The 22,944-nt window shown below is 68.9% G+C and carries 21 protein-coding genes, 1 tRNA gene and 2 pseudogenes; 20 read left to right on the top strand and 4 right to left on the bottom strand.

All coding sequences use genetic code 11. The features are described from left to right. Window positions 1-26 precede the first annotated feature (26 nt). Complete coding sequence (locus tag AX769_RS15725) at window positions 27-995, bottom strand: magnesium transporter CorA family protein (RefSeq protein ID WP_066281202.1); 969 nt, start codon at window positions 993-995, stop codon at window positions 27-29. 70 nt (window positions 996-1,065) lie between these two features. On the opposite strand from AX769_RS15725, the gene AX769_RS15720 reads away from it, so the two are divergent. The 19 genes and pseudogenes from AX769_RS15720 (at window position 1,066) to AX769_RS15635 (ending at window position 18,798) form a co-directional block, all read left to right on the top strand. Continuing rightward, window positions 1,066-1,920: a fructosamine kinase family protein gene (locus AX769_RS15720; RefSeq protein WP_239451815.1), complete on the top strand. Its 855-nt coding sequence runs from the start codon at window positions 1,066-1,068 to the stop codon at window positions 1,918-1,920. Continuing rightward, window positions 1,913-3,427: a trehalose-6-phosphate synthase gene (locus tag AX769_RS15715; protein WP_066281200.1), complete on the top strand. Its 1,515-nt coding sequence runs from the start codon at window positions 1,913-1,915 to the stop codon at window positions 3,425-3,427. The genes AX769_RS15720 and AX769_RS15715 overlap by 8 nt, the downstream gene beginning before the upstream one ends. Continuing rightward, window positions 3,424-4,221: a trehalose-phosphatase gene (gene otsB, locus AX769_RS15710; protein ID WP_066281198.1), complete on the top strand. Its 798-nt coding sequence runs from the start codon at window positions 3,424-3,426 to the stop codon at window positions 4,219-4,221. The genes AX769_RS15715 and otsB overlap by 4 nt, the downstream gene beginning before the upstream one ends. Before the next feature lie 100 nt (window positions 4,222-4,321). After that, window positions 4,322-4,603 (top strand): type II toxin-antitoxin system RelE/ParE family toxin, encoded by a 282-nt coding sequence (locus tag AX769_RS15705; protein WP_066281196.1) that lies wholly within the window; start codon window positions 4,322-4,324, stop codon window positions 4,601-4,603. Between the two features lie 70 nt (window positions 4,604-4,673). Beyond that, window positions 4,674-4,970: a HigA family addiction module antitoxin gene (locus AX769_RS15700; RefSeq protein ID WP_066281195.1), complete on the top strand. Its 297-nt coding sequence runs from the start codon at window positions 4,674-4,676 to the stop codon at window positions 4,968-4,970. A gap of 65 nt (window positions 4,971-5,035) precedes the next feature. Beyond that, a complete protein-coding gene (locus AX769_RS15695) occupies window positions 5,036-5,809 on the top strand; it encodes a hypothetical protein (RefSeq protein ID WP_066281191.1) in 774 nt (257 codons plus the stop codon). Window positions 5,810-5,819: 10 nt separating this feature from the next. Further along, window positions 5,820-7,532: a dihydroxy-acid dehydratase gene (ilvD, locus tag AX769_RS15690; RefSeq protein ID WP_066281188.1), complete on the top strand. Its 1,713-nt coding sequence runs from the start codon at window positions 5,820-5,822 to the stop codon at window positions 7,530-7,532. Between the two features lie 43 nt (window positions 7,533-7,575). Next, the gene (locus AX769_RS15685) at window positions 7,576-9,438 is read left to right on the top strand and encodes an acetolactate synthase large subunit (protein ID WP_082763860.1); all 1,863 of its coding nucleotides are present in this window, start codon (window positions 7,576-7,578) and stop codon (window positions 9,436-9,438) included. After that, window positions 9,435-9,941: an acetolactate synthase small subunit gene (ilvN, locus tag AX769_RS15680; RefSeq protein WP_066281184.1), complete on the top strand. Its 507-nt coding sequence runs from the start codon at window positions 9,435-9,437 to the stop codon at window positions 9,939-9,941. Before AX769_RS15685 ends, ilvN begins: the two co-directional genes overlap by 4 nt. Before the next feature lie 40 nt (window positions 9,942-9,981). Then, window positions 9,982-11,007: a ketol-acid reductoisomerase gene (ilvC, locus tag AX769_RS15675; RefSeq protein ID WP_066281180.1), complete on the top strand. Its 1,026-nt coding sequence runs from the start codon at window positions 9,982-9,984 to the stop codon at window positions 11,005-11,007. 563 nt (window positions 11,008-11,570) lie between these two features. Continuing rightward, on the top strand, window positions 11,571-12,833 hold the full coding sequence (locus AX769_RS15665) for a mannitol-1-phosphate 5-dehydrogenase (RefSeq protein WP_082763859.1): 1,263 nt from the start codon (window positions 11,571-11,573) through the stop codon (window positions 12,831-12,833). Further along, a complete protein-coding gene (locus tag AX769_RS15660) occupies window positions 12,830-13,312 on the top strand; it encodes a hypothetical protein (protein ID WP_066281175.1) in 483 nt (160 codons plus the stop codon). The genes AX769_RS15665 and AX769_RS15660 overlap by 4 nt, the downstream gene beginning before the upstream one ends. After that, window positions 13,309-13,731 (top strand): hypothetical protein, encoded by a 423-nt coding sequence (locus AX769_RS15655; RefSeq protein ID WP_066281169.1) that lies wholly within the window; start codon window positions 13,309-13,311, stop codon window positions 13,729-13,731. The genes AX769_RS15660 and AX769_RS15655 overlap by 4 nt, the downstream gene beginning before the upstream one ends. 225 nt (window positions 13,732-13,956) lie before the next feature. Beyond that, window positions 13,957-14,451, top strand: coding sequence for a hypothetical protein (locus AX769_RS25370; protein WP_369824035.1), 495 nt, complete (start codon window positions 13,957-13,959; stop codon window positions 14,449-14,451). Beyond that, window positions 14,370-14,736 (top strand): annotated as a pseudogene (locus AX769_RS25365) (NAD(P)-dependent oxidoreductase); the annotation flags it as partial. The gene AX769_RS25370 and the pseudogene AX769_RS25365, both read left to right, overlap by 82 nt. Window positions 14,737-14,775: 39 nt before the next feature. Continuing rightward, window positions 14,776-15,543 carry a hypothetical protein gene (locus tag AX769_RS25360; protein ID WP_239452054.1) on the top strand — a complete coding sequence of 256 codons (768 nt, stop codon included), beginning with the start codon at window positions 14,776-14,778 and terminating at the stop codon, window positions 15,541-15,543. Window positions 15,544-15,643: 100 nt separating this feature from the next. Next, a complete protein-coding gene (locus tag AX769_RS24120; protein WP_066281162.1) occupies window positions 15,644-16,732 on the top strand; it encodes a 3-isopropylmalate dehydrogenase in 1,089 nt (362 codons plus the stop codon). A gap of 9 nt (window positions 16,733-16,741) precedes the next feature. Beyond that, complete coding sequence (locus tag AX769_RS24115) at window positions 16,742-17,848, top strand: branched-chain amino acid aminotransferase (RefSeq protein ID WP_066281159.1); 1,107 nt, start codon at window positions 16,742-16,744, stop codon at window positions 17,846-17,848. Beyond that, on the top strand, window positions 17,845-18,798 hold the full coding sequence (locus AX769_RS15635; RefSeq protein ID WP_066281157.1) for a septum formation family protein: 954 nt from the start codon (window positions 17,845-17,847) through the stop codon (window positions 18,796-18,798). Before AX769_RS24115 ends, AX769_RS15635 begins: the two co-directional genes overlap by 4 nt. 7 nt (window positions 18,799-18,805) lie before the next feature. On the opposite strand, the gene AX769_RS15630 is transcribed toward AX769_RS15635, so the two are convergent. After that, window positions 18,806-19,447 carry an MBL fold metallo-hydrolase gene (locus tag AX769_RS15630; RefSeq protein WP_066281156.1) on the bottom strand — a complete coding sequence of 214 codons (642 nt, stop codon included), beginning with the start codon at window positions 19,445-19,447 and terminating at the stop codon, window positions 18,806-18,808. Window positions 19,448-19,558: 111 nt separating this feature from the next. On the opposite strand from AX769_RS15630, the gene AX769_RS15625 reads away from it, so the two are divergent. Then, a tRNA-Glu gene (locus tag AX769_RS15625) sits at window positions 19,559-19,631 on the top strand. Between the two features lie 234 nt (window positions 19,632-19,865). Here AX769_RS15625 and AX769_RS15620 read toward each other — a convergent pair. Further along, the gene (locus AX769_RS15620; protein ID WP_066281154.1) at window positions 19,866-20,318 is read right to left on the bottom strand and encodes a hypothetical protein; all 453 of its coding nucleotides are present in this window, start codon (window positions 20,316-20,318) and stop codon (window positions 19,866-19,868) included. Window positions 20,319-20,381: 63 nt separating this feature from the next. Next, window positions 20,382-22,942: pseudogene (locus AX769_RS15615) on the bottom strand (polynucleotide kinase-phosphatase). Window positions 22,943-22,944 lie beyond the last annotated feature (2 nt).

Genomic DNA, 22,944 nt, shown 5'->3' with positions numbered 1-22,944 from the left:
GACAGATACGGGCGTGCCCGTCGCGGCTAGAGCCAGTCGCGACGCTTGAACTGCAGATACAGGATCACGCCGAGGACGACGATCGCAGCACTCGAGACCGCGAACCCGAGCCCTGTGCCGTACCAGGGGAACATCACGTTCTGGCCGAAGTATCCGGTCACCGCCGTCGGCACCGCGATGATCGCCGCCCAGCTCGTCACCTTCTTCATCACGAGGTTCATCCGGTTGCTCTGGATCGACAGGTTGGTGTCGAGGATCGTCGACACCAGGTCGCGCAGAGAATCGGTCTGCTCCGTCACCCGCAGCACGTGGTCGTAGACGTCCTGGTAGTAGGGGCCCATGCCCTTGGTCGTGTTCATGTCGTCGCGGCGCAGCAGCGTGTTCAGCACCTCGCGCATCGGGGTGACGATCCGTCGCAGCTCGACGAGGCTGCGCCGGAGGGTGAACGACCGCCGCTGCACGTCCATCGTCTGGGGCTTCGGGTCGAACATGCCGTCTTCGAGACCGTCGATCTGATCGTCGAGCTGGTCGGCGACCTGGTACTGGCGGTCGACGATCGCGTCGAGGAGCCCCCAGAGCAGGTAGGGAACGCCGTGGTCGATGAGGTCTTTGTTGTCGTCCCAGTGCTTTCGCACCAGCTCGATGTCGAAGGAGGCGTCGTGGATCGTGACGACCGCCCGGCGCGTCACGAACGCCTTGACCTCGCTCGTGACGAGATCTCCCGACTCGCCGTCGAACGTCGTGTCGTAGACGGTGACGAACAGGAAGTTCTCGTAGCGGTCGATCTTCGGCCGCTGGCCCGGCACCAGGGCGTCCTCGATGGCCAACTCGTGGAGGTTCAGCTCGTCGGCGACCTTCTCGAGGTCTTTCTGCGTCGGCGACTCGAAGTCGACCCAGACGAAGCAGTCGCCGTTCTCGAGATAGTCGCTGACCTGGTCGAGAGGGAAGCCGTCGCCGACGATCTTGCCGTCGCGATAGGCCCGGGTGTGTGACATGGGGCTGATCGTATCCGGCAGGCCTGCGGGGTACGGACGCCCCGCTGGCCCGACAAGGTTGGATGGGGGAGTGACGGCGTTCGTGAAGACCAGGCTCGATGCTCCCCGCGGATTCTTCGAGGCGGAGGCGGCGGGGCTGCGCTGGCTCGGGGAGGCGTCGGCCCGCGGTGGTGCCGACGTCGTCGGCGTGCAGAGCGTCCAGGCGGGCAGGATCGAGCTCGACGAGGTCCACGAGGCGCGGCCGACGGTCGAAGGGGCCCGCGCGTTCGGGCTGGCACTCGCCGCGACGCACGGTGCGGGGGCGGACGCCTTCGGGGCGTCTCCGGCGGGATACGACGGCCCGTGCTTCATCGGCAAGCGGCCGCTGTCGACGCGGCCCGTGGCATCCTGGGGCGCCTTCTACGCACCCCAGCGGGTACTGCCCTACCTCGACGTCGCCCGCGACGCAGGCAGTGTCAGCGACGACGAATACCGCAGGATCCGAGAGACCTGCGACGCGATCACCGCCGGAGCCTTCGACGACGACGAACCGCCCGCACGCCTGCACGGCGATCTCTGGAACGGCAACGTGCTGTTCTCGGCCGGCGGCGTCGTGCTGATCGACCCCGCCGCGCATGGCGGGCACCGCGAGACCGACCTCGCGATGCTGGCGCTCTTCGGCTGCCCGTTTCTCGACGACGTGGTCGCCGCCTACGACCAGGCCGCGCCGCTTCGCGACGGGTGGAAGGACCGCGTGCCGTTGCATCAGTTGCATCCTCTCGCGGTGCACGCGGCCGGATACGGGCGCAGCTACGGAACCGCGCTCACGCGGGCAGCCGATGCCACTGCCGCACTTCTCACAAGCTGGCAAGCCGCCGCTGATACCCTCGGAATCCCGGGGGAGTCATTCCCGGGAGACCGCAGGAGAAGCCCCGAGCATGTCTGAAAATGAGAAGTCAGAGCCCGAGAAGTACGGTTTCGTCGTCGTCTCGAACCGTCTGCCGGTCGACCACACGCTCGACGAGAACGGCGACATCAAGTGGGAGCACTCGCCGGGCGGCCTCGTCACGGCGCTCGAGCCGGTCATGCGCGCCAACGACGGCGCCTGGGTCGGCTGGGCCGGCCAGGCCGGGCTCGACGTCGACCCGTTCGAGAACGACGGCATCAACATCGTGCCGGTTCCGCTCAGCGCCGAAGAGGTGCAGCGCTATTACGAGGGCTTCAGCAACGACACCCTGTGGCCGCTGTATCACGACGTCATCTCGGCCCCGACGTATCACCGCGTCTGGTGGGAGGCCTACGTCAAGGTCAACCAGCGCTTCGCGAAGCGCGCCGCCGACGTCGCCGAGCAGGGCGCCGTCGTCTGGGTGCAGGACTACCAGCTGCAGCTGGTGCCGAAGATGCTGCGCGAGGTGCGCCCCGACCTCACCATCGGCTTCTTCAACCACATCCCCTTCCCGCCGCTCGGCATCTTCTCGCAGCTGCCATGGCGCGAAGAGGTGCTCGAGGGCTTGCTCGGCGCCGACGTGATCGGCTTCCAGCGCGCCGACGACGCCTCCAACTTCTCGCGATCGGTGCGGCACCTGCTGGGCTACGCCACGACGCGCCCGTACATCGACGTGCCGGTCGACGACGAGTCGGCGCCGCTGTCGCGTCGCGGCCGCAAGGTGCGCCGCGTGCTGGCGAAGCAGTTCCCGATCTCGATCGACTCGGCCGGCTACGAGGCGCTGTCCCGTCGCCCGGACATCCAGGCGCGCGCCAATGAGATCCGCGAGGGTCTCGGCAACCCGAAGACGGTCATCCTCGGCGTCGACCGGCTCGACTACACGAAGGGCATCCGGCATCGGATGAAGGCGTTCGGCGAGCTGCTCTCGGACGGCCGGCTCAGCGTCGAGGATGCGACCCTCGTGCAGGTCGCGTCGCCCTCGCGCGAGCGCGTCGAGGCCTACATGGCCCTGCGAGACGAGATCGAGCTCACCGTCGGCCGCATCAACGGCGACTACGCCACGATGAGTCACACGGCCATCAGCTACCACCACCACGGCTACCCGAAGGAAGAGATGGTGGCGCTCTACCTGGCCGCCGACATCATGCTGGTCACCGCGCTTCGCGACGGCATGAATCTCGTGGCGAAGGAGTACGTGGCGGTGCGTCACGACAACGACGGCATCCTGATCCTGTCGGAGTTCGCCGGCGCGGCCGACGAGCTTCGCAGCGCCCTCCTCGTCAACCCGCACGACATTGGCGGCCTGAAGAACACGATCATGCGCGCGATCGCGATGCCGAAGCGCGACCGGGTCACCAGGATGCGGGCCCTTCGGCGTCGCGTGCTCGACAACGACGTCGCGAAGTGGTCCGAGAAGTTCCTCGACGCCCTCGCCGACGTGCGCCCCGGCCACAAGATCGCGGCACCGCCGAAGTCGAGCGGCACCGGCACGGGGTCGGCCGCGTGAGCGAGACCGCCGCCGAGCGCGCCGAGACCGCCATGGCCGACGCCCTCGGCCTGATCGCCACCACCCCGCACCTGCTGGTCGCCCTCGACTTCGACGGCACGCTCTCGCAGACCGTCGACTCGCCGCAGAAGGCACGGGCGCTGCCCGAAGCGCAGGCGGCCGTCCTCCGTCTGGCGACGACGGCCCACACGTCGGTCGCGCTCGTCTCGGGTCGCTCGATGGAGAGCCTCGTCGAGGTCGCGCAGGTGCCCGACATGGTGCTGCTCGTCGGTTCGCACGGCGTCGAATACCGTGTCGACGGGGCATCGGACGTGCAGCTGACTGCCGCCGAGACGGAAATGCGCGGTCTGGTCCACACGATCCTCGACGAGGTCGCGGCGCCGTACGCCTCCGTGCACGTCGAAGAGAAACCCGCCGGCTTCGCCCTGCACACGCGGCTTGCCACCGACGACGAGACGTCGGCCGTGCTCGCCTCCGCGCGGAGTCGCATCGAGGCGGAGACGACTGGCGTCACCGAGCGTGTCGGCAAAGACGTGCTCGAGTTCGCCGTCCGCTCGGACACGAAGGGCGACGCGGTGAAGCACCTGCGCTCGCTCACCGGGGCCACTGCCGTGTTCTTCGCCGGAGACGACGTCACCGACGAGGACGGCTTCCTGGCGCTCGCCCCCGGCGACTTCGGCCTGAAGGTCGGCCCGGGCGAGACCGCCGCAGCCTTCCGGGTGGCGGGGCCGCCCGAGATCGCCCACGTGCTCGACGACCTCGTCGAGCTGCGCGAGCACCTGGGTCGCGCCTAACCCTTCTGCCGGCGACCGGCCTCGACGGCCGCGGCCTCGATCGTCGCTCGGAATCGACATGACGGTTGCCGTTATTAACGGAAAGCGTTACTATGGTTTCGTGATCCAGACGTTCGCCGACTCAGCGACCGAAAGCGTCTGGCTCCGACGGCACGCCAAGCGCCTCAGCCCCGAGCTGCAGCGCATCGCCCACCGCAAACTGCTCATGCTCGACGCCGCCCAGTCGCTGGTCGACCTCCGGATTCCGCCCGGCAATCGACTCGAGGCCCTTCGGGGAGCACGCGCAGGGCAACACAGCATCCGCGTCAACGACCAGTGGCGCATCTGCTTCGTCTGGTCGCCCACCGGCCCCGCCGACGTCGAGATCGTCGACTACCACTGAGACGCTCGAACATCGCACCGATTCCATGAACACCGCAACCCGACCACCTCACCCGCGAAAGGAGACTCCGATGTCGACGATGCACGCCCCCATCCACCCCGGGGAGATCCTGCTCGAAGAGTTCCTGCTGCCCCTCGGCATCAGCCAGTACCGCCTGTCCAAGGCCATCGAGGTGCCCCCGCGCCGCATCAACGAGATCGTCCACGGCACCCGCGGCATCTCGACCGACACGGCACTGCGGCTCGCTCGAGCGTTGGGTACGTCCGCCCGCTTCTGGCTCAATCTGCAGACGCACTTCGATCTCGAGGCAGAGAGCGAAGCCCACCGCGCCGAGCTCGACCGGATCACCTCGCTCGTCGGGGCCTGAGACGCAGAGCGGGCACGTCGACGCCCGCTCTTCTCAGGGGCGCGAAACGGGGCTATCGTGCCGCTATGTCGCGCTTCGGCGGTGCACCGAGAGCGCATCCCGACGACGGGCAGGATGCCAGTGACCGGCGCGCCCTCGAGGCTCGCGTCTACGGCGGCGGCCCCGCGTCGGCAGCAGACGTCGAGGCGCTGCGGCGTTTGCTCAACGAGTCCGCCGCCGAGCCGGCGCAGCAGGAGCCCGAGTCCGAGAGCCCGGCCACGCACCCGCGCCGCAGCGGCGTGCGCCTGGCCGGGGGAGCAGCGGCCCTCGTGCTGGCCGGGGTGATCGGGGCCGGTGTCACCGCCGGCATCCTGCGATCGTCTCCCGAGGCGGCGCAGCCGGTGACGCCCGCGGTCGCGGCCCCGACGGCTGAGACGAGCGCTCCTGTCGAGGCCGCGACCGTCGGCCTCTCGACGGCGCTCGAGTCGATCGCCGAGCCGTACTTCGACGTGCCGCAGGGCGCCGTGGACCGGACGCGTGCGCCCGTGCAGGGTATCCGTGCGTCGTCGACCCGTCTCATACCGGCCGATCTGGGGGCAGGAGCCGACGGCGCCGGCGTCTGGCTGGCTCGCGGAACCGACGGTTCGTTCTGCGTGGTCATCGAATCCGACACGGGCAGCGCACGCATCTCGTGCGCCCGAGACGACTCGGCCGTTGCGCCTCAGGTGCACGTCGTGATGACGGTGGTGGCCGGCAGCACGATCTCGGCGACGTGGGATCTCTCGACGGGGATCTTCGTGGTCGCTCCCGTGCCGGCGGACCCCGACCCGGCGTCGGAGACGGCTGTGCCGACACCCTAAACTGAGACGCATGCCTGACAAACTCAACGAGTTCGGCGTGGACGTCAAGCCGCGGAGTCGCGACGTGACGGACGGGGTCGAAGCCACCACTTCCCGAGGAATGCTCCGTGCCGTCGGCATGGGCGACGCCGACTGGCAGAAGCCTCAGATCGGCATCGCCTCGTCGTGGAACGAGATCACCCCCTGCAACCTGTCGCTCGACCGGCTCGCCCAGGGCGCCAAAGAGGGCGTGCACTCGGGTGGCGGCTACCCGCTTCAGTTCGGCACCGTCTCGGTCTCGGACGGCATCGCGATGGGCCACGAGGGCATGCACTTCTCGCTCGTCTCGCGCGAGGTCATCGCCGACAGTGTCGAGACGGTCATGATGGCCGAGCGTCTCGACGGTTCCGTGCTGCTAGCCGGCTGCGACAAGTCGTTGCCCGGCATGCTGATGGCCGCGGCTCGTCTCGACCTGGCCAGCGTCTTCCTCTACGCAGGATCCGTGGCGCCCGGCTGGGTCAAGCTCAGCGACGGCACCGAGAAGAACGTCACGATCATCGACTCGTTCGAGGCCGTCGGCGCCTCGAAGGCCGGCACGATCAGCGACGAAGACCTGCACGCCATCGAGTGCGCGATCGTGCCCGGCGAGGGTGCTTGCGGCGGCATGTACACCGCCAACACCATGGCGAGCGTCGCTGAAGCCCTCGGCATGAGCCTTCCCGGCTCCGCATCGCCGCCATCCGCCGATCGGCGCCGAGACTACTTCGCCCACCGCTCGGGCGAGGCCGTCGTCAACATGCTCAAGCACGGGATCACGGCGCGCGACATCATGACCAAGAAGGCGTTCGAGAACGCCATCGCCGTCGCCATGGCCTTCGGCGGCTCGACGAACGTCGTGCTGCACCTGCTGGCCATCGCCTACGAGGCCGAGGTCGACCTCACGATCGACGACTTCAACCGCATCGGCGACACGATTCCGCACATCGGCGACCTCAAGCCCTTCGGCGAGTACGTCATGAACGACGTCGACCGTCACGGCGGTGTGCCCGTCGTGATGAAGGCGCTGCTCGACGCGGGCCTCCTGCACGGCGACTGCCTCACCGTCACCGGCAAGACCGTCGCCGAGAACCTCGCCGAGATCAAGCCGAAGGCCCTCGACGGCAAGGTGCTGCGCACCCTCGACAACCCGATCCACCCGACCGGTGGCCTCACGATCCTGAGCGGCTCGTTCGCCCCCGAGGGCGCCGTCGTCAAGACAGCCGGTTTCGATGCCGACGTCTTCGAGGGCCCGGCCCGCGTGTTCGAGCGTGAGCGCGCCGCCATGGACGCCCTGACGGAGGGCGCCATCTCCAAGGGCGACGTCGTGATCATCCGCTACGAGGGCCCGAAGGGCGGCCCCGGCATGCGCGAGATGCTCGCGATCACCGCGGCCATCAAGGGCGCGGGGCTAGGCAAAGATGTACTACTCTTGACCGACGGACGATTCTCAGGCGGCACAACCGGCCTGTGCATCGGCCACATAGCACCCGAAGCGGTCGACGCAGGTCCGATCGCCTTCGTGCGCGATGGTGATCTGATTCGGGTCGATATCGCCGCTCGCTCGCTCGACCTACTCGTTGACGCAGCTGAGCTTGAAGCTCGCCGTGACGGCTGGGCGCCCCTGCCCCCCGTGTACACCCGGGGGGTGCTCGCGAAGTATGCGCGGCAGGTCCAGTCGGCCGCCGTCGGGGCGGTCACCTACTAGGCGTTCCCCTCGTTCACCACCAGCACCAAGGAAATGGGCACCGATGCCTCCAGAATCAAGCCCCCTGCCCACGGCGCCCGCCCGTGCGCGCCAGGTCGCGCCCGAAGTCCTCACCGGCTCGGGTGCGATCCTGCGCTCGCTCGAGAAGCTCGGCGTCACCGACGTCTTCGGGCTTCCCGGCGGCGCCATCATCCCGTTCTACGACGAGCTGATGGCCTCGACCACGATCCGTCACATTCTCGTTCGCCACGAGCAGGGGGCCGGTCACGCCGCCGAGGGCTATGCCGCGGCCACCGGCAAGGTCGGTGTCGCCATCGCGACGTCGGGCCCCGGTGCGACGAACCTCGTCACCGCGATCGCCGACGCCTACATGGACTCCGTGCCGCTGTTGGCGATCACGGGCCAGGTCTTCTCGACGCTCATGGGCACCGATGCGTTCCAGGAGGCCGACATCGTGGGCATCACGATGCCGATCACCAAGCACTCCTTCCTGGTCACGAAGCCGGAGGACATCCCTGCGACCCTCGCCGCGGCCTACCAGATCGCCTCGACCGGCCGCCCGGGGCCGGTGCTGGTCGACATCACGAAGGACGCCCAGCAGAACACAGCCCCCTTCGTCTGGCCCGAGACGGTCGAGCTGCCCGGCTACAGGCCCATCACCAAGGCGCACGGCAAGCAGATCACTGCGGCCGCGCAGCTGCTCGCCGGGGCGAAGAAGCCCATCTTCTACGTCGGCGGCGGGGTCATCCGCGCCGAGGCGTCGCGGGAGCTGCTCGCTCTGGCCGAGGCCACCGGAGCGCCCGTCGTCACGACTCTCATGGCCCGCGGCGCCTTCCCCGACACGCACCCGCAGCACCTCGGCATGCCCGGGATGCACGGCACCGTACCGGCGGTTCTCGGCTTGCAGGAGAGCGACCTCATCGTCGCCCTCGGAGCCCGCTTCGACGACCGCGTGACGGGCAAGGCCGAGCTGTTTGCGCCCGAGGCGAAGGTCGTGCACGTCGACATCGACCCGGCCGAGATCTCGAAGATCAGGATCGCGGATGTCCCGATCGTGGGCGACGCCCGCGAGGTCATCATCGACTTGAAGAGCGCCTACGCCGAGGTCACGGGCGGCCAGAAGGTCGACCTCGACGCTTGGTGGGCTCGCCTCACGGAGCTTCGCGCCGAGTTCCCGCTCGGCTTCACCGAGCCCGACGACGGCCTGCTCTCACCGCAGAAGGTCATCCAGCGGATCGGCCAGCTCACGGGCCCGGAGGCCGTTTACGCCTCGGGCGTGGGCCAGCACCAGATGTGGGCCGCTCAGTTCATCGAGTACGAGCGCCCGCACGCGTGGCTCAACTCCGGTGGTGCCGGCACGATGGGCTACGCCGTCCCTGCCGCCATGGGCGCCAAGGTGGGCGAACCAGATCGCGTCGTGTGGGCGATCGACGGCGACGGCTGCTTCCAGATGACCAACCAAGAGCTGGCGACCTGTGTCATCAACGACATCCCGATCAAGGTCGCGATCATCAACAACTCGTCGCTCGGCATGGTGCGGCAGTGGCAGACGCTCTTCTACGAGGGCCGCCACTCGTTCACCGACCTCAACACGGGTCACGAGACTCGGATGGTGCCCGATTTCGTCAAGCTGGCCGACGCCTACGGCGCGCTCGGCATCCGGGTCCGCACCGAAGACGAGATCGACCCCGCCATCACACTCGCGCTCAACACGAACGACCGCCCGGTCATCATCGACTTCGTCGTCAGCCGCGACGCCATGGTGTGGCCGATGGTGCCGCAGGGCGTCTCGAACTCTTTGATCCAGCACGCCCGCGCCCTCGCCCCCGAGTGGGACGACGAGGCACCCGGTTCGAGCGCTTCCGACACCACCCGCGACGGCGACATGACCGGAGACCACGCATGAGCCACGTCCTCTCCCTCCTCGTCGAAGACAAGCCGGGTCTGTTGACGCGAGTCGCCGGGCTCTTCGCCCGCCGCGGCTTCAACATCGAGAGCCTCGCCGTCGGCAAGAGCGAGATCCCGGGCCTCAGCCGCATCACGGTCGTCGTCGACGTCGAAGAGCTGCCGCTCGAGCAGGTCACGAAGCAGCTCAACAAGCTGATCAACGTGATCAAGATCGTCGAGCTCGACTACTCGCAGTCGGTGCAGCGCGAGCACCTGCTGATCAAGGTGCGTGTCGACAACACGTCCCGGTCGCAGGTGCTCGAAGCCGTCAACCTCTTCCGAGCCAGCGTCGTCGACGTGTCGACCGACGCCCTCGTGATCGAAGTCACCGGAGACACGGGCAAGACCACCGCCCTCCTCCGCGTGCTCGAGCCCTACGGCATCAAGGAGATCTCGCAATCCGGGCTCCTCGCCATCGGACGCGGCGCCAAGAGCATCACCGACCGCGTCTTCAAGAACTAGCGAACTAGCAAGCACCACCCATCAATAGGAGAAGCACCCAGTGACTGAAATCGTCTACGACAACGACGCCGACCTCTCGATCATCCAGAGCAAGAAGGTCGCGGTCATCGGCTACGGCTCGCAGGGCCACGCCCACGCGCTGAACCTCCGCGACTCCGGCGTCGAGGTCGTGATCGGCCTGAAGCCCGACTCGAAGAGCCGCCAGAAGGCCGAAGAGGCCGGCTTCACCGTGCACACCCCTGCCGACGCCTCCGAGTGGGCCGACGTCATCGTGATCCTGGCGCCCGACCAGGTTCAGCGCCACGTCTACCGCGACGACATCGCCCCCCACCTCGTCGAGGGCAACGCGATCGTCTTCGGCCACGGCTTCAACATCCGCTTCGGCTACATCGAGGCTCCCGCCGGTGTCGACGTGATCCTGGTCGCCCCCAAGGGCCCCGGTCACACCGTGCGCCGCGAGTTCGAGGCTGGCCGTGGCGTGCCCGTGACCGTCGCCGTCGAGGTCGACGGCACCGGATCCGCCTGGGATCTCGCCTGGTCGTACTCGAAGGGCATCGGCGGCCTCCGCGCCGGCGGCATCAAGACCACCTTCACCGAAGAGACCGAGACCGACCTGTTCGGCGAGCAGGCCGTGCTCTGCGGCGGCACCTCGCAGCTGATCCAGTACGGCTTCGAGACCCTCACCGAGGCCGGCTACCAGCCCGAGATCGCCTACTTCGAGGTGCTCCACGAGCTCAAGCTGATCGTCGACCTGATCTGGGAGGGCGGCCTGGCCAAGCAGCGCTGGTCCGTCTCCGACACCGCCGAGTACGGCGACTACGTCTCGGGCCCGCGCGTGATCACCCCCGACGTCAAGGACAACATGAAGGCCGTGCTCGCCGACATCCAGTCGGGTGCGTTCGCGAAGCGCTTCATCGACGACCAGGATGCCGGTGCTCCCGAGTTCAAGGCCCTCCGCGCCCGCGCCGAGCAGCACCCGATCGAGGCGACGGGTCAGAAGCTCCGCGCCCTCTTCGCCTGGAAGCAGCAGGACGCGGACTACGTGGACGGCCACGCCGCGCGCTAGCCACATCGTCACACTCGTCGAGCCCGTCTGCGAAGCAGACGGGCTCGACGTCTTCGTGTGACCGGTGATGGAGCCGCCCGCTGTCAGCGCCAGGACGACGCTGCCGGCACCGCTGTCGTCCGGTTATTCGCCAGCCGAACGGCTTGGTCGTGCTCGGTAGATCGACACCCCTGCCAAGCCGAGGAGAGCGACCCCGACGAGGAGAAGGGCGACGATCCCCAGGTGATCGGAGGTCGCGCTGTCTGCCGGGACGCTCAGCAGGCTCATGGCGCCCAGAGCCACCGCCGCCCCGGCGCAGGCTGAGCAGAGCATGTAAATGACCAGGGGGATTACCGGCGTCAGACGCATGACAGTGCTTTTCGATGATTGCCGTACACAAGTGTCACAGTTCAAATGTAAATGCATGCCCTGGCTTGATGCGAACCGATGGGCATGCGCGACCCGCAAGCGACTTTCAAGGCGCTGCGGCGCGTGCAGCGAAGAACGTCACAGAAGGGCATCCCTTTCGAGTGGGGGCCTTTCTGATGTCTGAAGGGCGGGGCCGGGTCTGGCATGATCGTTGGATGGCATCGAGCAAGAAGGCGATCCACTTCGGCGCAGGCAACATCGGGCGAGGCTTCGTAGGGCAGCTGCTGCACGCGAGCGGCTACGAGGTCGTCTTCGCCGACGTCAATCCCGATCTCGTGCGCGCCCTTCAGAGCGAGACGTCGTACTCGGTCTACGAGGTGGGCGACGACGAGACCACGGTGCGAGTGGTCGAGGGCTACCGGGCGATCGACAACCGGCAGCACGCCGACGAGATCGCAGCCGAGATCTCGACGGCCGACATCGTCACGACCTCGGTGGGTCCTCGCATCCTGCCGTCTCTCGCCCCGGCGATCGCCCGTGGCCTCGCCGACCGCCCGGCCCACCTCGAGCCTCTCGTCGTGATCGCCTGCGAGACCGCCATCGCTGCCAGCGACTCGCTCGCAGCCTTCGTCCGGCAGGTCGGCTCGACCGAGTTCGCAGCCGACTCGGTCGTGTTCGCGAACTGCGCCATCGACCGCATCGTGCCCGAGCAGTCGCCGGGCCTCGACGTCACCATCGAGTCGTTCTCCGAGTGGATCGTCGAGACCGCGCCCTTTCGCGGTCGCCACCAGCCACCCACCATCGACGGTGTCTCGTGGGTCGACGACCTCGCCCCCTTCATCGACCGCAAGCTGTTCACCGTCAACACCGCGCATGCCACGGCGGCCTACTACGGCTGGGCCCGCGGCATCGCGAGTGTCCGCGACGCCCTCGACGAGCCCGAGGTCTTCGTCGAGGTGCTGGCCGTGCTCGCCGAGACGAAGGCCCTGCTCGTCGACAAGTACGGCTTCGACCCAGCCGAGCAGCAGACCTACATCGACAGCACCCTGCGTCGCATCTCCAACCCCCACCTGCCCGACACCACCGGTCGCGTCGGTCGCAACCCGCTCAGCAAGGTCAGCCGCCACGAGCGCCTCGTCGGCCCGGCGGCCCAGCTGGCCGAGCGCGGGCTGCCGTTCCCGGCGCTCGTGCGGGCCGTCCGCGCCGCTTTCGACTTCGACGTGCCCGACGATGTCGAGAGTCGCGAGCTGCAGTCGATCCTGCGGTCGGGGGTCTCGGACGACCTGCTCGCCGAGACGCTCACGGGCGTCTACCCGGGCCACCCGCTCTACCCGGCCGTGCTCGCCGCAGTGGGCGACAAGACCGCGTCCATCCGCCGGGGGGTCGACGCGTCGGCGACGCGAGTCGAGCGTGCTGCGGCGCGTGCTGCGGCTGCGGCCCCGTCGAGCCCGGTGCGGCCCCGGAGCGTGGGCGTATGACTGCCGACACCGGCCGCGGCGACGCGCCCACCGGCACCGACGACGACGAGGCCGACGACGAGGCTCTGAGCTGGGGCGAGTCGTCCGACAAGAGCTACGTCGAGGGCCCTGTCGTCGAGGTGCCCGTCGAGCTGCGCGACGCCGAAGACGATGAGGCCGATGGCGAAGACGACGAGCCGCCCGAGGGCGTCATGTCGTCGGGCGCGCTGGTCGCCCACGGCGTCTTCGCGGCCGTCCTGCTGCTCTACACGGTGGCCTGGCTCGTCTCGGTCACTCGCGCCACGGCGCCCAGCCTCGCGGGTGTCGCGCTGCTGCTGTGGCACGTCGGCCAGGTGCTCGCCGTTGCGGCGCCCGCCGCCTGGTTCGTGGCGACGGTGGCGTTGACGCCGTTGCGCCCCGGCCGCAAGCGCTACCTCTGGCTGCTCGTCGGCGTCCTCGTGCTGATTCCGTGGCAGTTCATCGTGGGAGGCTCGGTATGAGCGACTCCGTGCTCGCAGACACCTCGATTCCTGACGACGCCGCGCGCGTCGAGGACGGCGACATGCGCCGTTCACCGGGAGTCTTCGTCGTCTGGATCGTGTGTCTCGCGATCACCGCGCTGCTGCTGGCCGACGACACCTGGACGGCCGTCCAGAACATCGCCACGGTGCCCTCGCTGATCACCAAGAACTACGACTTCTACCGCGCAAACCACCTGACCGGCCTCGTCAAACCTGTTCCGTGGGCGCAGTTGGTCGTCGCCGTGATCGCACCTGCAGTCGGCTTCGCCGCCGCGCTGTGGGTGGGGCGCGGGCGTTCGCTCGGGCGCAGGCTTCTGGCCCTGCTCGCCGTGATCTGCGCCGTGTCGGCCGTCGCCGCGTCGATCTCGGCGTACATCTCGAGCGCCTACCAGCTCTAGCTCGCGCAGCTCGCCGTCTCGTCGCGGCGCGACGGCGGCGCGACGGCGGCAATATGGTCCGGGCCCGCTGGGCAACCTCTGCGGATTCCCAGGTTCGTCGCCGTGAGGCGCCGTCGAGGCCCGGATCGCAGGATGCCCGTGGCTAGGGTTGAAGGCACCCCCGGTCGGTTGATGGCCGGGCTCCGCGGCGCGACTCGTCGCGTCCTACGCAGAAGGGGTCCACTCGTGGCCAAGCCGATCGTGCTGATCGCCGAAGAACTCTCGCCCGCCACCGTCGACGCGCTCGGCCCCGACTTCGACGTGCGGACGGTCGACGGAACCGACCGCCCGGCCCTCCTCTCGGCGCTGGCCGATGCGAACGCCATCCTGGTGCGCTCGGCCACGAAGGTCGACGCCGAGGCGATCGCGGCAGCCCCGCAGCTGCAGGTCGTCGCCCGCGCGGGCGTCGGACTCGACAACGTCGACATCAAGGCGGCCACGAACGCCGGCGTCATGGTCGTCAACGCGCCCACGTCGAACATCGTGTCGGCCGCCGAGCTGACCGTCGGCCACATCCTGAGCCTCGCCCGTCACATCCCGCCGCGCACAACGCTCTGGCCCAGGGGCAGTGGAAGCGCTCGAAGTTCACCGGCGTCGAGCTGCTCGAGAAGACCGTCGGCATCATCGGCCTCGGCCGCATCGGCGCTCTCATCACCGCTCGCCTCCAGGCCTTCGGCATGAACATCGTCGCATACGACCCCTACGTCACTCCGGCCCGCCCAGCAGCTCGGCGTCACCCTGCTGCCGCTCGACGAGCTGCTGCAGACCTCCGACTTCATCACGATCCACATGCCGAAGACGCCCGAGACCACGGGCATGATCTCGACCGAGCAGCTCGCCCTGATGAAGCCGACGGCGTTCATCGTCAACGTCGCTCGCGGCGGTCTCATCGACGAGGACGCACTGTTCCAGGCTCTCACCGACGACGTCATCGCCGGTGCCGGCCTCGACGTCTTCGTCTCCGAGCCCCCGACGAACCTCGCCCTCCTCGCCCTCGACAATGTCGTGGTCACGCCGCACCTCGGCGCCTCGACCGACGAGGCGCAGGAGAAGGCGGGTGTCTCCGTCGCCAAGTCGGTGCGCCTCGCCCTCGGCGGCGAGCTGGTGCCCGACGCGGTGAACGTGGCCGGCGGTGTCATCGACGAGTACGTCCGCCCCGGGATCCCGCTGGTCGAGAAGCTCGGCCAGGTGTTCGCCGGGCTCGCCGATAGCCCGCTCACGACGATCGACGTTGAGGTGCACGGCGACCTGACCGACTACGACGTGAGCGTCTACAAGCTCGCGGCCCTCAAGGGCGTCTTCTCGGACGCCGTGCAGGAGACCGTGAGCTACGTCAACGCGCCGCTCCTCGCCGAGCAGCGCGGTGTCACGGTGCGCCTCCTCACCGACGCCGTGTCGGAGGAGTACCGCAACATCATCACGATCCGCGGCGCTCTCGCCGATGGCCGCCAGATCTCGGTCTCGGGCACCCTGACGGGCCCCAAACAGGTCGAGAAGATCACCGAGATCAACGGCTACGACGTCGAGGTGCCGCTCGCCGCCCACCACATCGTCATGCTCTATACCGACCGCCCCGGCATCGTCGCGGTCTACGGCAAGGAGTTCGGCGAGGCCGGAATCAACATCGCGGGCATGCAGATCGCCCGCACCTCGGCCGGCGGCCAGGCGCTCAGCGTGCTCACCATCGACAGCCCGGCCCCCGAGGGCCTGCTCGAGAAGGTGCGCCGCGCCATCGACGCCGAGGTCATGCGCGAGATCGACGTCACGCTCTGACGTTCGTCGCGATTGCTGTCGCGGGGCCTGTGGGCAACTCCGCAGGCCTCCTTTGGCGTCGGTAAGCTGGAGTCTCCGAAACGATTACCGAGGAGACCCCATGGCAGCCCGCACCGTCCGACTCGCAAGCATCCCGGGCGACGGGATCGGCCCCGAGGTCGTGGCCGAGGCGCTCAAGGTCCTGCGGGCGGTCTCCGAGGGCTCCGGGGTCGAGTTCGACGTCACCGAGTTCGAACTCGGCGCCGCGCACTACAAGGCGACCGGCGACATCCTGACCGATGCCGACCTCGAGGCGATCGCCTCCTACGACGCCATCCTCCTGGGTGCCGTCGGCGGCGATCCGAGGGATCCTGCGCTTCGCGGCGGCATCATCGAGCGCGGCCTGCTGCTCAAGCTGCGCTTCGCGTTCGACCACTACGTCAACCTGCGCCCCACCACGATCTACGCCGGGGTACCGTCGCCGCTGTCCTCGCCTGGTGACGTCGACTTCGTGGTCGTGCGCGAAGGCACCGAGGGGCCCTACGCGGGCACGGGCGGGTCTCTGCGCACGGGGACGCCGCACGAGATCGCGAGCGAGGTCAGTGTCAACACGGCCTACGGCGTCGAGCGCGTCGTGCGCTACGCCTTCGAGCTGGCGACGAAACGCCCGGCTCACCGGCTCACGCTCGTGCACAAGACGAACGTGCTCGTCTTCTCGGGCTCGCTGTGGCAGCGCACCGTCGACGCCGTCTCGGCCGAGTACCCCGAGGTCGCCGTCGACTACCAGCACGTCGACGCCGCCACCATCCACCTCGTCGCCGACCCTGCTAGATTCGATGTCATCGTCACGGACAACCTCTTCGGCGACATCCTCACCGATCTGGCCGGCGCAATCAGCGGCGGCATCGGCCTGGCAGCCTCGGGCAACATCAACCCGGAAGGCGCCTTCCCCAGCATGTTCGAGCCGGTGCACGGGTCCGCCCCCGACATTGCCGGCCAGCAGAAAGCCGATCCCACCGCCGCGATCCTGTCGACCGCGCTTCTTCTCGACCACCTCGGTCTGCCTGAAGAAGCCGCTCGAGTCACCCGTGCGGTCGAAGCAGACATCGACTCTCGGGCGGCCTCAGCGCCTGCTGGCACCCGTTCGACCACCGAGATCGGCGACGCCATTGCCGCCGCCGTCTCGCAGGTCACCTCCTCGTCGCGATAGGACGCCCCGATGACAACCACGCAAGACACTTACCCCCTCCACTTCGAGCTGACGCCCAGCGACTCGGTCCGTGCCGACGCCGAGCGCGAAGAGATGCTGTCCGACCCCGGCTTCGGCAAGTACTTCACCGACCACATGGTCGAGATCGAGTGGACTGTCGACGACGGCTGGCACGATGCGGCCGTCGTGCCCTACGGCCCCATCTCGCTCGACCCCGCCGCCTCGGTGTTCCACTACGCGCAGGAGATCTTCGAGGGCGTCAAGGCCTACGCCCACGCCGACGGGTCGGTGTGGACCTTCCGCCCCGAGGCCAACGGGCGCCGCCTGCAGCGTTCGGCCAAGCGCCTCGCGCTGCCCGAGCTCGCCGTCGACGACTTCGTCGAGTCGCTCAAGCAGATCGTGCGCGTCGACCAGAAGTGGGTTCCGACCGCCGACGAGACGAGCCTCTATCTGCGGCCGTTCATGATCGCGACCGAGAGCTTCCTCGGCGTGCGAGCCGCGCACAAGGTGGGCTACTACGTGATCGCCAGCCCGGCCGGCGCCTACTTCACCGGCGGCGTCGCGCCCGTGTCCATCTGGCTGTCCGAGAACTTCTCTCGCGCCGGCAAGGGCGGCACCGGTGCCGCGAAGACGGGCGGCAACTATGCCGCATCGCTCTTGCCGCAGGAGGAGGCCTATGCGCACGGCTGCTCGCAAGTGCTCTTCCTCGACTCGGTCGACACCACCTACATCGAAGAGCTCGGCGGAATGAATGTGGTGCTCGTCTACAAAGACGGCACGCTCGTCACCCCCGACTCCGATTCGATCCTCGAGGGCGTCACCCGCGACTCGATCCTGCAGCTCGCCGAAGACCGAGGGCACAAGACCGAGCGGCGTCGCGTCAGCCTCGACGAGTGGAAGACCGGCGTCGAGTCGGGCGACATCGTCGAGGTGTTCGCCTGCGGCACCGCGGCGGTCGTCGTGCCGATCGCCGAGCTGAAGGGCGAGGGCTTCTCGGTCGTGTCGCCGGTCGCCGGCCCCGACTCGCTGACCCTGTCGCTCCGCACCGAGCTCACCGACATCCAGTACGGCCGTCGCCCCGACCCGCACGGCTGGCTCACCCGGCTCGACGCGTGAACCCCGCCGAACGCGCCCAACTGGTCGCCGTCGCGGCCGCCATCACGCGGCAGTTGCCCGGGGCCTCCCTCGGCTTCCGCGAGTCCGACTACGGCACCGACGCGGGCGAGGTGCTGGTCTTCCGGGTCGGCCCGGCGCGCACGATCGAGTTGCTGGCCGACTCGACCGGGTGGTTCGCCGCGATCGGCGACGGCCCTCAGCTGACGAGCATCGCCCTGGCTGATCGGCGGGCCGAGGCGCTCGGCTTCGGAGCCTCCGCATCGCCCGACGAGGTGGCAGCGGCCTTCGTCGGCGTCGTCCGTCGGCAGGTTCAGGCTGATCCCGGCGCAGCAGACTCGGGTCTTGTGACGGCTCTCGCCATGACGCCGAGCTTCGCGCCCACGCAGCCGACATGGCCTTCGCCACCGCGCCCTCGACGGTCGTTCGTGATCACACTGGCCAGCGTCGTTGCGGCTGTCCTGCTCGCCGCGGGCCTGGCCGGCGGTTTCGCGTGGGGGGCGGCCTCGCACGGATCCACATCGTCGGCGGCCGGCAACAGCTCGGGCAGCAGCCCGGGCAACGGCAGCGACAGCAGCGGCGACGGCTTCACCGGTACCACGCCCGTCACGTCACTGAAGGTCGGGAATTGCTTCGACTCGGCCGACGCGATCGACTCCTCCGACAAGATCCGGCCCACCGCCTGCACGCAGTCGCACGACAGCGAGGTCTTCGCCGTCGTGACCGTGCCGAACACCACCGACGGCTCGGGCCGCCTCACCTACGACCAGGCCGACGAGCTCTGCTTCGCGCAGTTCGCGCCCTACGTGGGCGATAGCTACAACGACTCCGGCGTCGACTTCGACGTTTTCACGCCGTCGTCCACAGCTTTCGAGGCCGGCGACCGCTCGGCCTACTGCTACATCGAGCTCGACGACCCGCTCAAGAAGAGCGTGAAGGGTTCCGGGCTCTAGGCAGCGGCTAGAGCTCGAGCGAGTCGCCCGGGCTGAGAACGACAGCCTCCCCGCCGGACGCCTCGACGACGGCGCGCAGACGGTCGAGGTGCATGCCGAACCCTGTCTCCGACAGGGTCCACTCGTGGATGGAGAAGATCTTCGCGGGCTTCACCGCCGCGACGTAGTCCATCGCTTCGCCGATCTTCAGCCACGGGGCTCCCAGGGGCGCGGCAAGCACCTCGACGGGGAAGGGCGGCACCGTGTACGAGTCGCCCGGGTGGAAGAGCGCGCCGTTGACGAGCACACCGGTGTTGTCGATCAGCGGGATGCTCTCGTGGATCACCGCGTGAGTCGTCCCCGCGAATCGCAGCGTGAACGGCCCGACCTCGACGGTGTCTCCGTCGGTGATTGTCTCGACCTCGAGGCCCGCAGAGAGGGCTGCGGCAGCGAAACCGGCGGGCCCCAGGATCCTGACGCCCCGGTTCGCCGCGCGCAGAGCAGTCAGCTGTGTCGGCGTCCAGTGATCGGGGTGCTCGTGCGTCACCACGACCGCGTCGACGTCGGTCACCCCGCCGAGAGATCTCGTGAATCCGCCGGGATCGATGACGAGACGGCGCCCGCCGTCGTCGATGACCAAAGCCGCGTGTTCGTACTTCGTCACTCGCATGGGGACAGCGTAGTCACGCCGTCGAGGGCAGGATCAGGGAAGCATGGACGCGAGGTAGCCTCAATTTGTTGGCTTACGAGCGCTGTGGCATACTCGACGAGTCGCAAAAACGGCCCCATCGTATAGCGGCCTAGTACGCTGCCCTCTCACGGCGGTAACACCGGTTCGAATCCGGTTGGGGTCACGATGCGAAACGGCTCTCCCTCCGGGAGGGCCATTTCGCATCTCTGTGCCCATTTAAGGCCTGAAGGCCTAGTCGAGGCCTGAAGGAGGCGGCGCCTTCGGCGCTGCCGTGCATTGCGCTCAGGGGGCTGCTGTGAAAGAGGGCGGGGCCACCATCTCCTCTCGCTCGGCGCTAGTGCTGCAACTGCGGGTGCGGCGGGCCGGGATCGGCCGAAGCAGCACTAGTGCCGCCGGGTCAGGCGCCAGGGCCGGGGCGGGCCTCGTGGTGAGGAGCGCCGTGGGTGCGGCGGTCCTCTTTCATCTCGGCCTCGAAGAGGTGGCGGCGGCCTCCGACGAGAGTGTCGCGCGCATCCTGCTCGGCTTGCTTGAAAGGGGAGTAGTAGTTGTCGTCGTAGTCCTCGACGATCTGGAACGTCCACCGGCCGTGGACCACATTGCGGCCGACGATCTCTGCGGCCAAGCGGTCGGCCAGGCCGTCGTGACCTGCCTCGCGAAAGAGGTCGACGGCCTCGCCGAGGTTCAGATCGGCCTGCCCCGACTGCCGGTGGAACTCGTACAGGTGCCCTCGCGCAGTCTCGACGACCTCGAGGGCCTCGCTCAGCTTGCCGAGCGCCTCGACCGTCTTGTCGCTGACCCCCGTCGGGCGGGTGTGCTGGTCGTTGGGCCCGGCTGCTGTGAAGTCGCTCATGGGGCGACCGTACGCCCGGGCTCCGGGGGCCCGTCCCCCGGAGGGAGCTGGAAGGAGGCGAGGTCAGAGGCGCGGGTCGACGGCCTCCGACTCGAGGGCGAGCACCCCGAAGACGGCCTGGTGCACCTTCCACAGGGGCTCGCCGGCCACCACGCGCGCCAGCGCCTCGATGCCGAGCGCGTACTCGCGGAGGGCCATTGAGCGCTTGAGACCCAGGTTGCGGTCTTTGAGGCGGGCGAGGTTGGCGGGCTCGGTGTAGTCGGGGCCGTAGATGATGCGCAGGTACTCGCGCCCACGCACCTTGATGCCGGGCTGCACGAGCCCGCGAGAGGTGCGCACGGCGCCCTCGAACGGCTTCACCACCATGCCTTCGCCGCCGTCGGCGGTGAGCGACTCCCACCACGACGTGGCTGCCGCTATGGACGACTCGGAGGCGAGGTCGACGGTGACCGACCGTGTCCGACGGATGAACTCGGGATCCTGCGCCGCGAGGCGGTCGGCGATCGACAGGTGCCACGCGTGATCGCGGGTCACGTGCACGGCCCCCTCCGACGCGAGCAACTGGAACGGAGCGAGCTGCACGCCCTCGAGGCCCTCGGTCGGCGCCACGTACCGGCGGTAGGCGTCGACGTAGAGCGCTGCGTCTGCCTCTCGGGCCGAGGTGCGCGCCAGAAGGGCCGACACGTCGACACCGGACGCCGCAGCGCGCGAGAGCGCCGAGACGGCACGCGGCAGCGCGGTCGTCGAGGCGGCGCCGACCGAGGCGTACTGCTCGCGGATCAACGCGTCGGCCTTCAGCGACCACGGCAGCAGCTCGGCGTCGAAGAGCAGCCAGGACGTGTCGAGCTCACTCCACAGCCCGGCCCCCTCGACGGCCGCGTCCAGCTGCCCAAGAAAAGCGGTGCCGAGCGGCTCGTCGAAGAACGGCCGCCCGGTGCGCGTGTGCGCGACGCCCAGCCAGCCCGCAGGGGCTCCGAAGCGGGCAGGATCACGGGTCAGCAAGACGACGGCCCTCGACCCCATGTGCTTCTCTTCGCAGATCACCGTCGAGACGCCGTCCTTGCGGAACGACGCGAACGCCTCGGCGGGGTGCTCGAGCAGGTCGGGCAGGCTCGAGGTGTTCGGCGGGCTCATCGTCGGCGGCAGGTAGAGCAGGTGCCGGGGGTCGATGGCGAAGCGGCTCATCACTTCGAGTGCCCCGGCGGCCTGGTCGTCGCGGATGCTGATGTTGCCGTGCAGGCCCGTCGTGACGACGTGCTTGCCGAGCACGTCGGCGATGGCGAGCACGCCCGGCGCGCGGTCGGCGCCGGCCTGCGAGCCCGGCGACTCCGACGAAGAGCCCGCAGGATCGAGAGGCCTCACGGGCGCATACCACTCGCGTTCGGCCGGCACCTGCACCGTCTCGCGCTCGGGGTAGCGGAGCGCCGAGAGCGCCCCGCCGAACACGCAGCCCGTGTCGAGGCACATCGTGTTGTTGACCCACTCCAACTGCGTCGTCGGGGTGTGACCGTAGAGCACCACGGCGTCGCCCCGGTAGTCGTTCGCCCACGGGTAGCGGACGGGCAGCCCGTACTCGTCGGTCTCGCCCGTGGTGTCGCCGTACAGCGCGAACGATCGCACCCGGCCGGAGGCCCGGCCGTGGTACGCCTCGGGCAGCCCGGCGTGCGACACCACGAGCTTGCCGCCGTCGAGCACCAGGTGCGAGACGAGGTCGCGGCAGAACACCTCGACCTCGCCCGGAAGGCGTCCGGCTCGGCCGCGAGCTGCGTGAGCGTCTCGGCGAGGCCGTGCGAGGTCTGCACGTTCTTGCCGCCGAGAGCGCGAACGAGCTTGTTCTCGTGGTTGCCCGGCACGGCGAGGGCGTTGCCCGAGGCGACCATACCCATCACCAGGCGGAGGACGCCGACGACGTCGGGCCCCCGGTCGACGAGGTCGCCGAGGAACACGGCGCGGCGCCCCGCGGGGTGACGGGCGTCGACGGCGCGACCCATGGCATCCTGCGTGATCTCGTAGCCGAGCACCCCGAGCAGGGTGACGAGCTCGGACAGACAGCCGTGCACGTCGCCGATGGCGTCGAACGGCCCCGTCTCGTGGCGGAGGTCGTTGAGCAGGGGCTCGCGCCTGATGGTGGCGGCCTCGATCTCGTCGACGCCGTGCAGCACGTGCACGCGCCGGAAGCCCTCCTTGCCCAAGAACTTCAGTGATCGCCGCAGCTGATCGTTCTGGCGCTTGATGACCGAGGCGGGGAAGTCGCGATCCTGCCTCGACGCATTGCGGGCGACGCTGACGCTCTCGGGCACGTCCAGGACGATGGCGACCGGCAGCACGTCGTGCGCGCGGGCGAGCTCGACGAATCCGCGGCGGGCCTGCGGCTGCACGTTCGTCGCATCGATCACAGTGAGCAGGCCGGCCTCCAGCCGCTTGCCGGCGACGTAGCGGAGGGCGTCGAAGGCGGCGTTCGTCGCGGCCTGGTCGTTCTCGTCGTTCGAGACGAGGCCACGGAAGTAGTCGCTCGACAGCGTCTCGAACGGCTCGAAGGCGCGCCCGGCGAAGGTCGACTTGCCCGAGCCGGACGTGCCGACGAGCACGACCAACGACATCAGGGGGACGGTGAGTTCTGGCATGG

The sequence above is a fragment of the Frondihabitans sp. PAMC 28766 genome (genome assembly GCF_001577365.1).
In the GTDB taxonomy this organism is placed as follows: Bacteria; Actinomycetota; Actinomycetes; order Actinomycetales; family Microbacteriaceae; genus Frondihabitans.
Note: the sequence above shows the minus strand (reverse complement) of the source record. Positions and strands in the feature narration are given on the sequence as shown.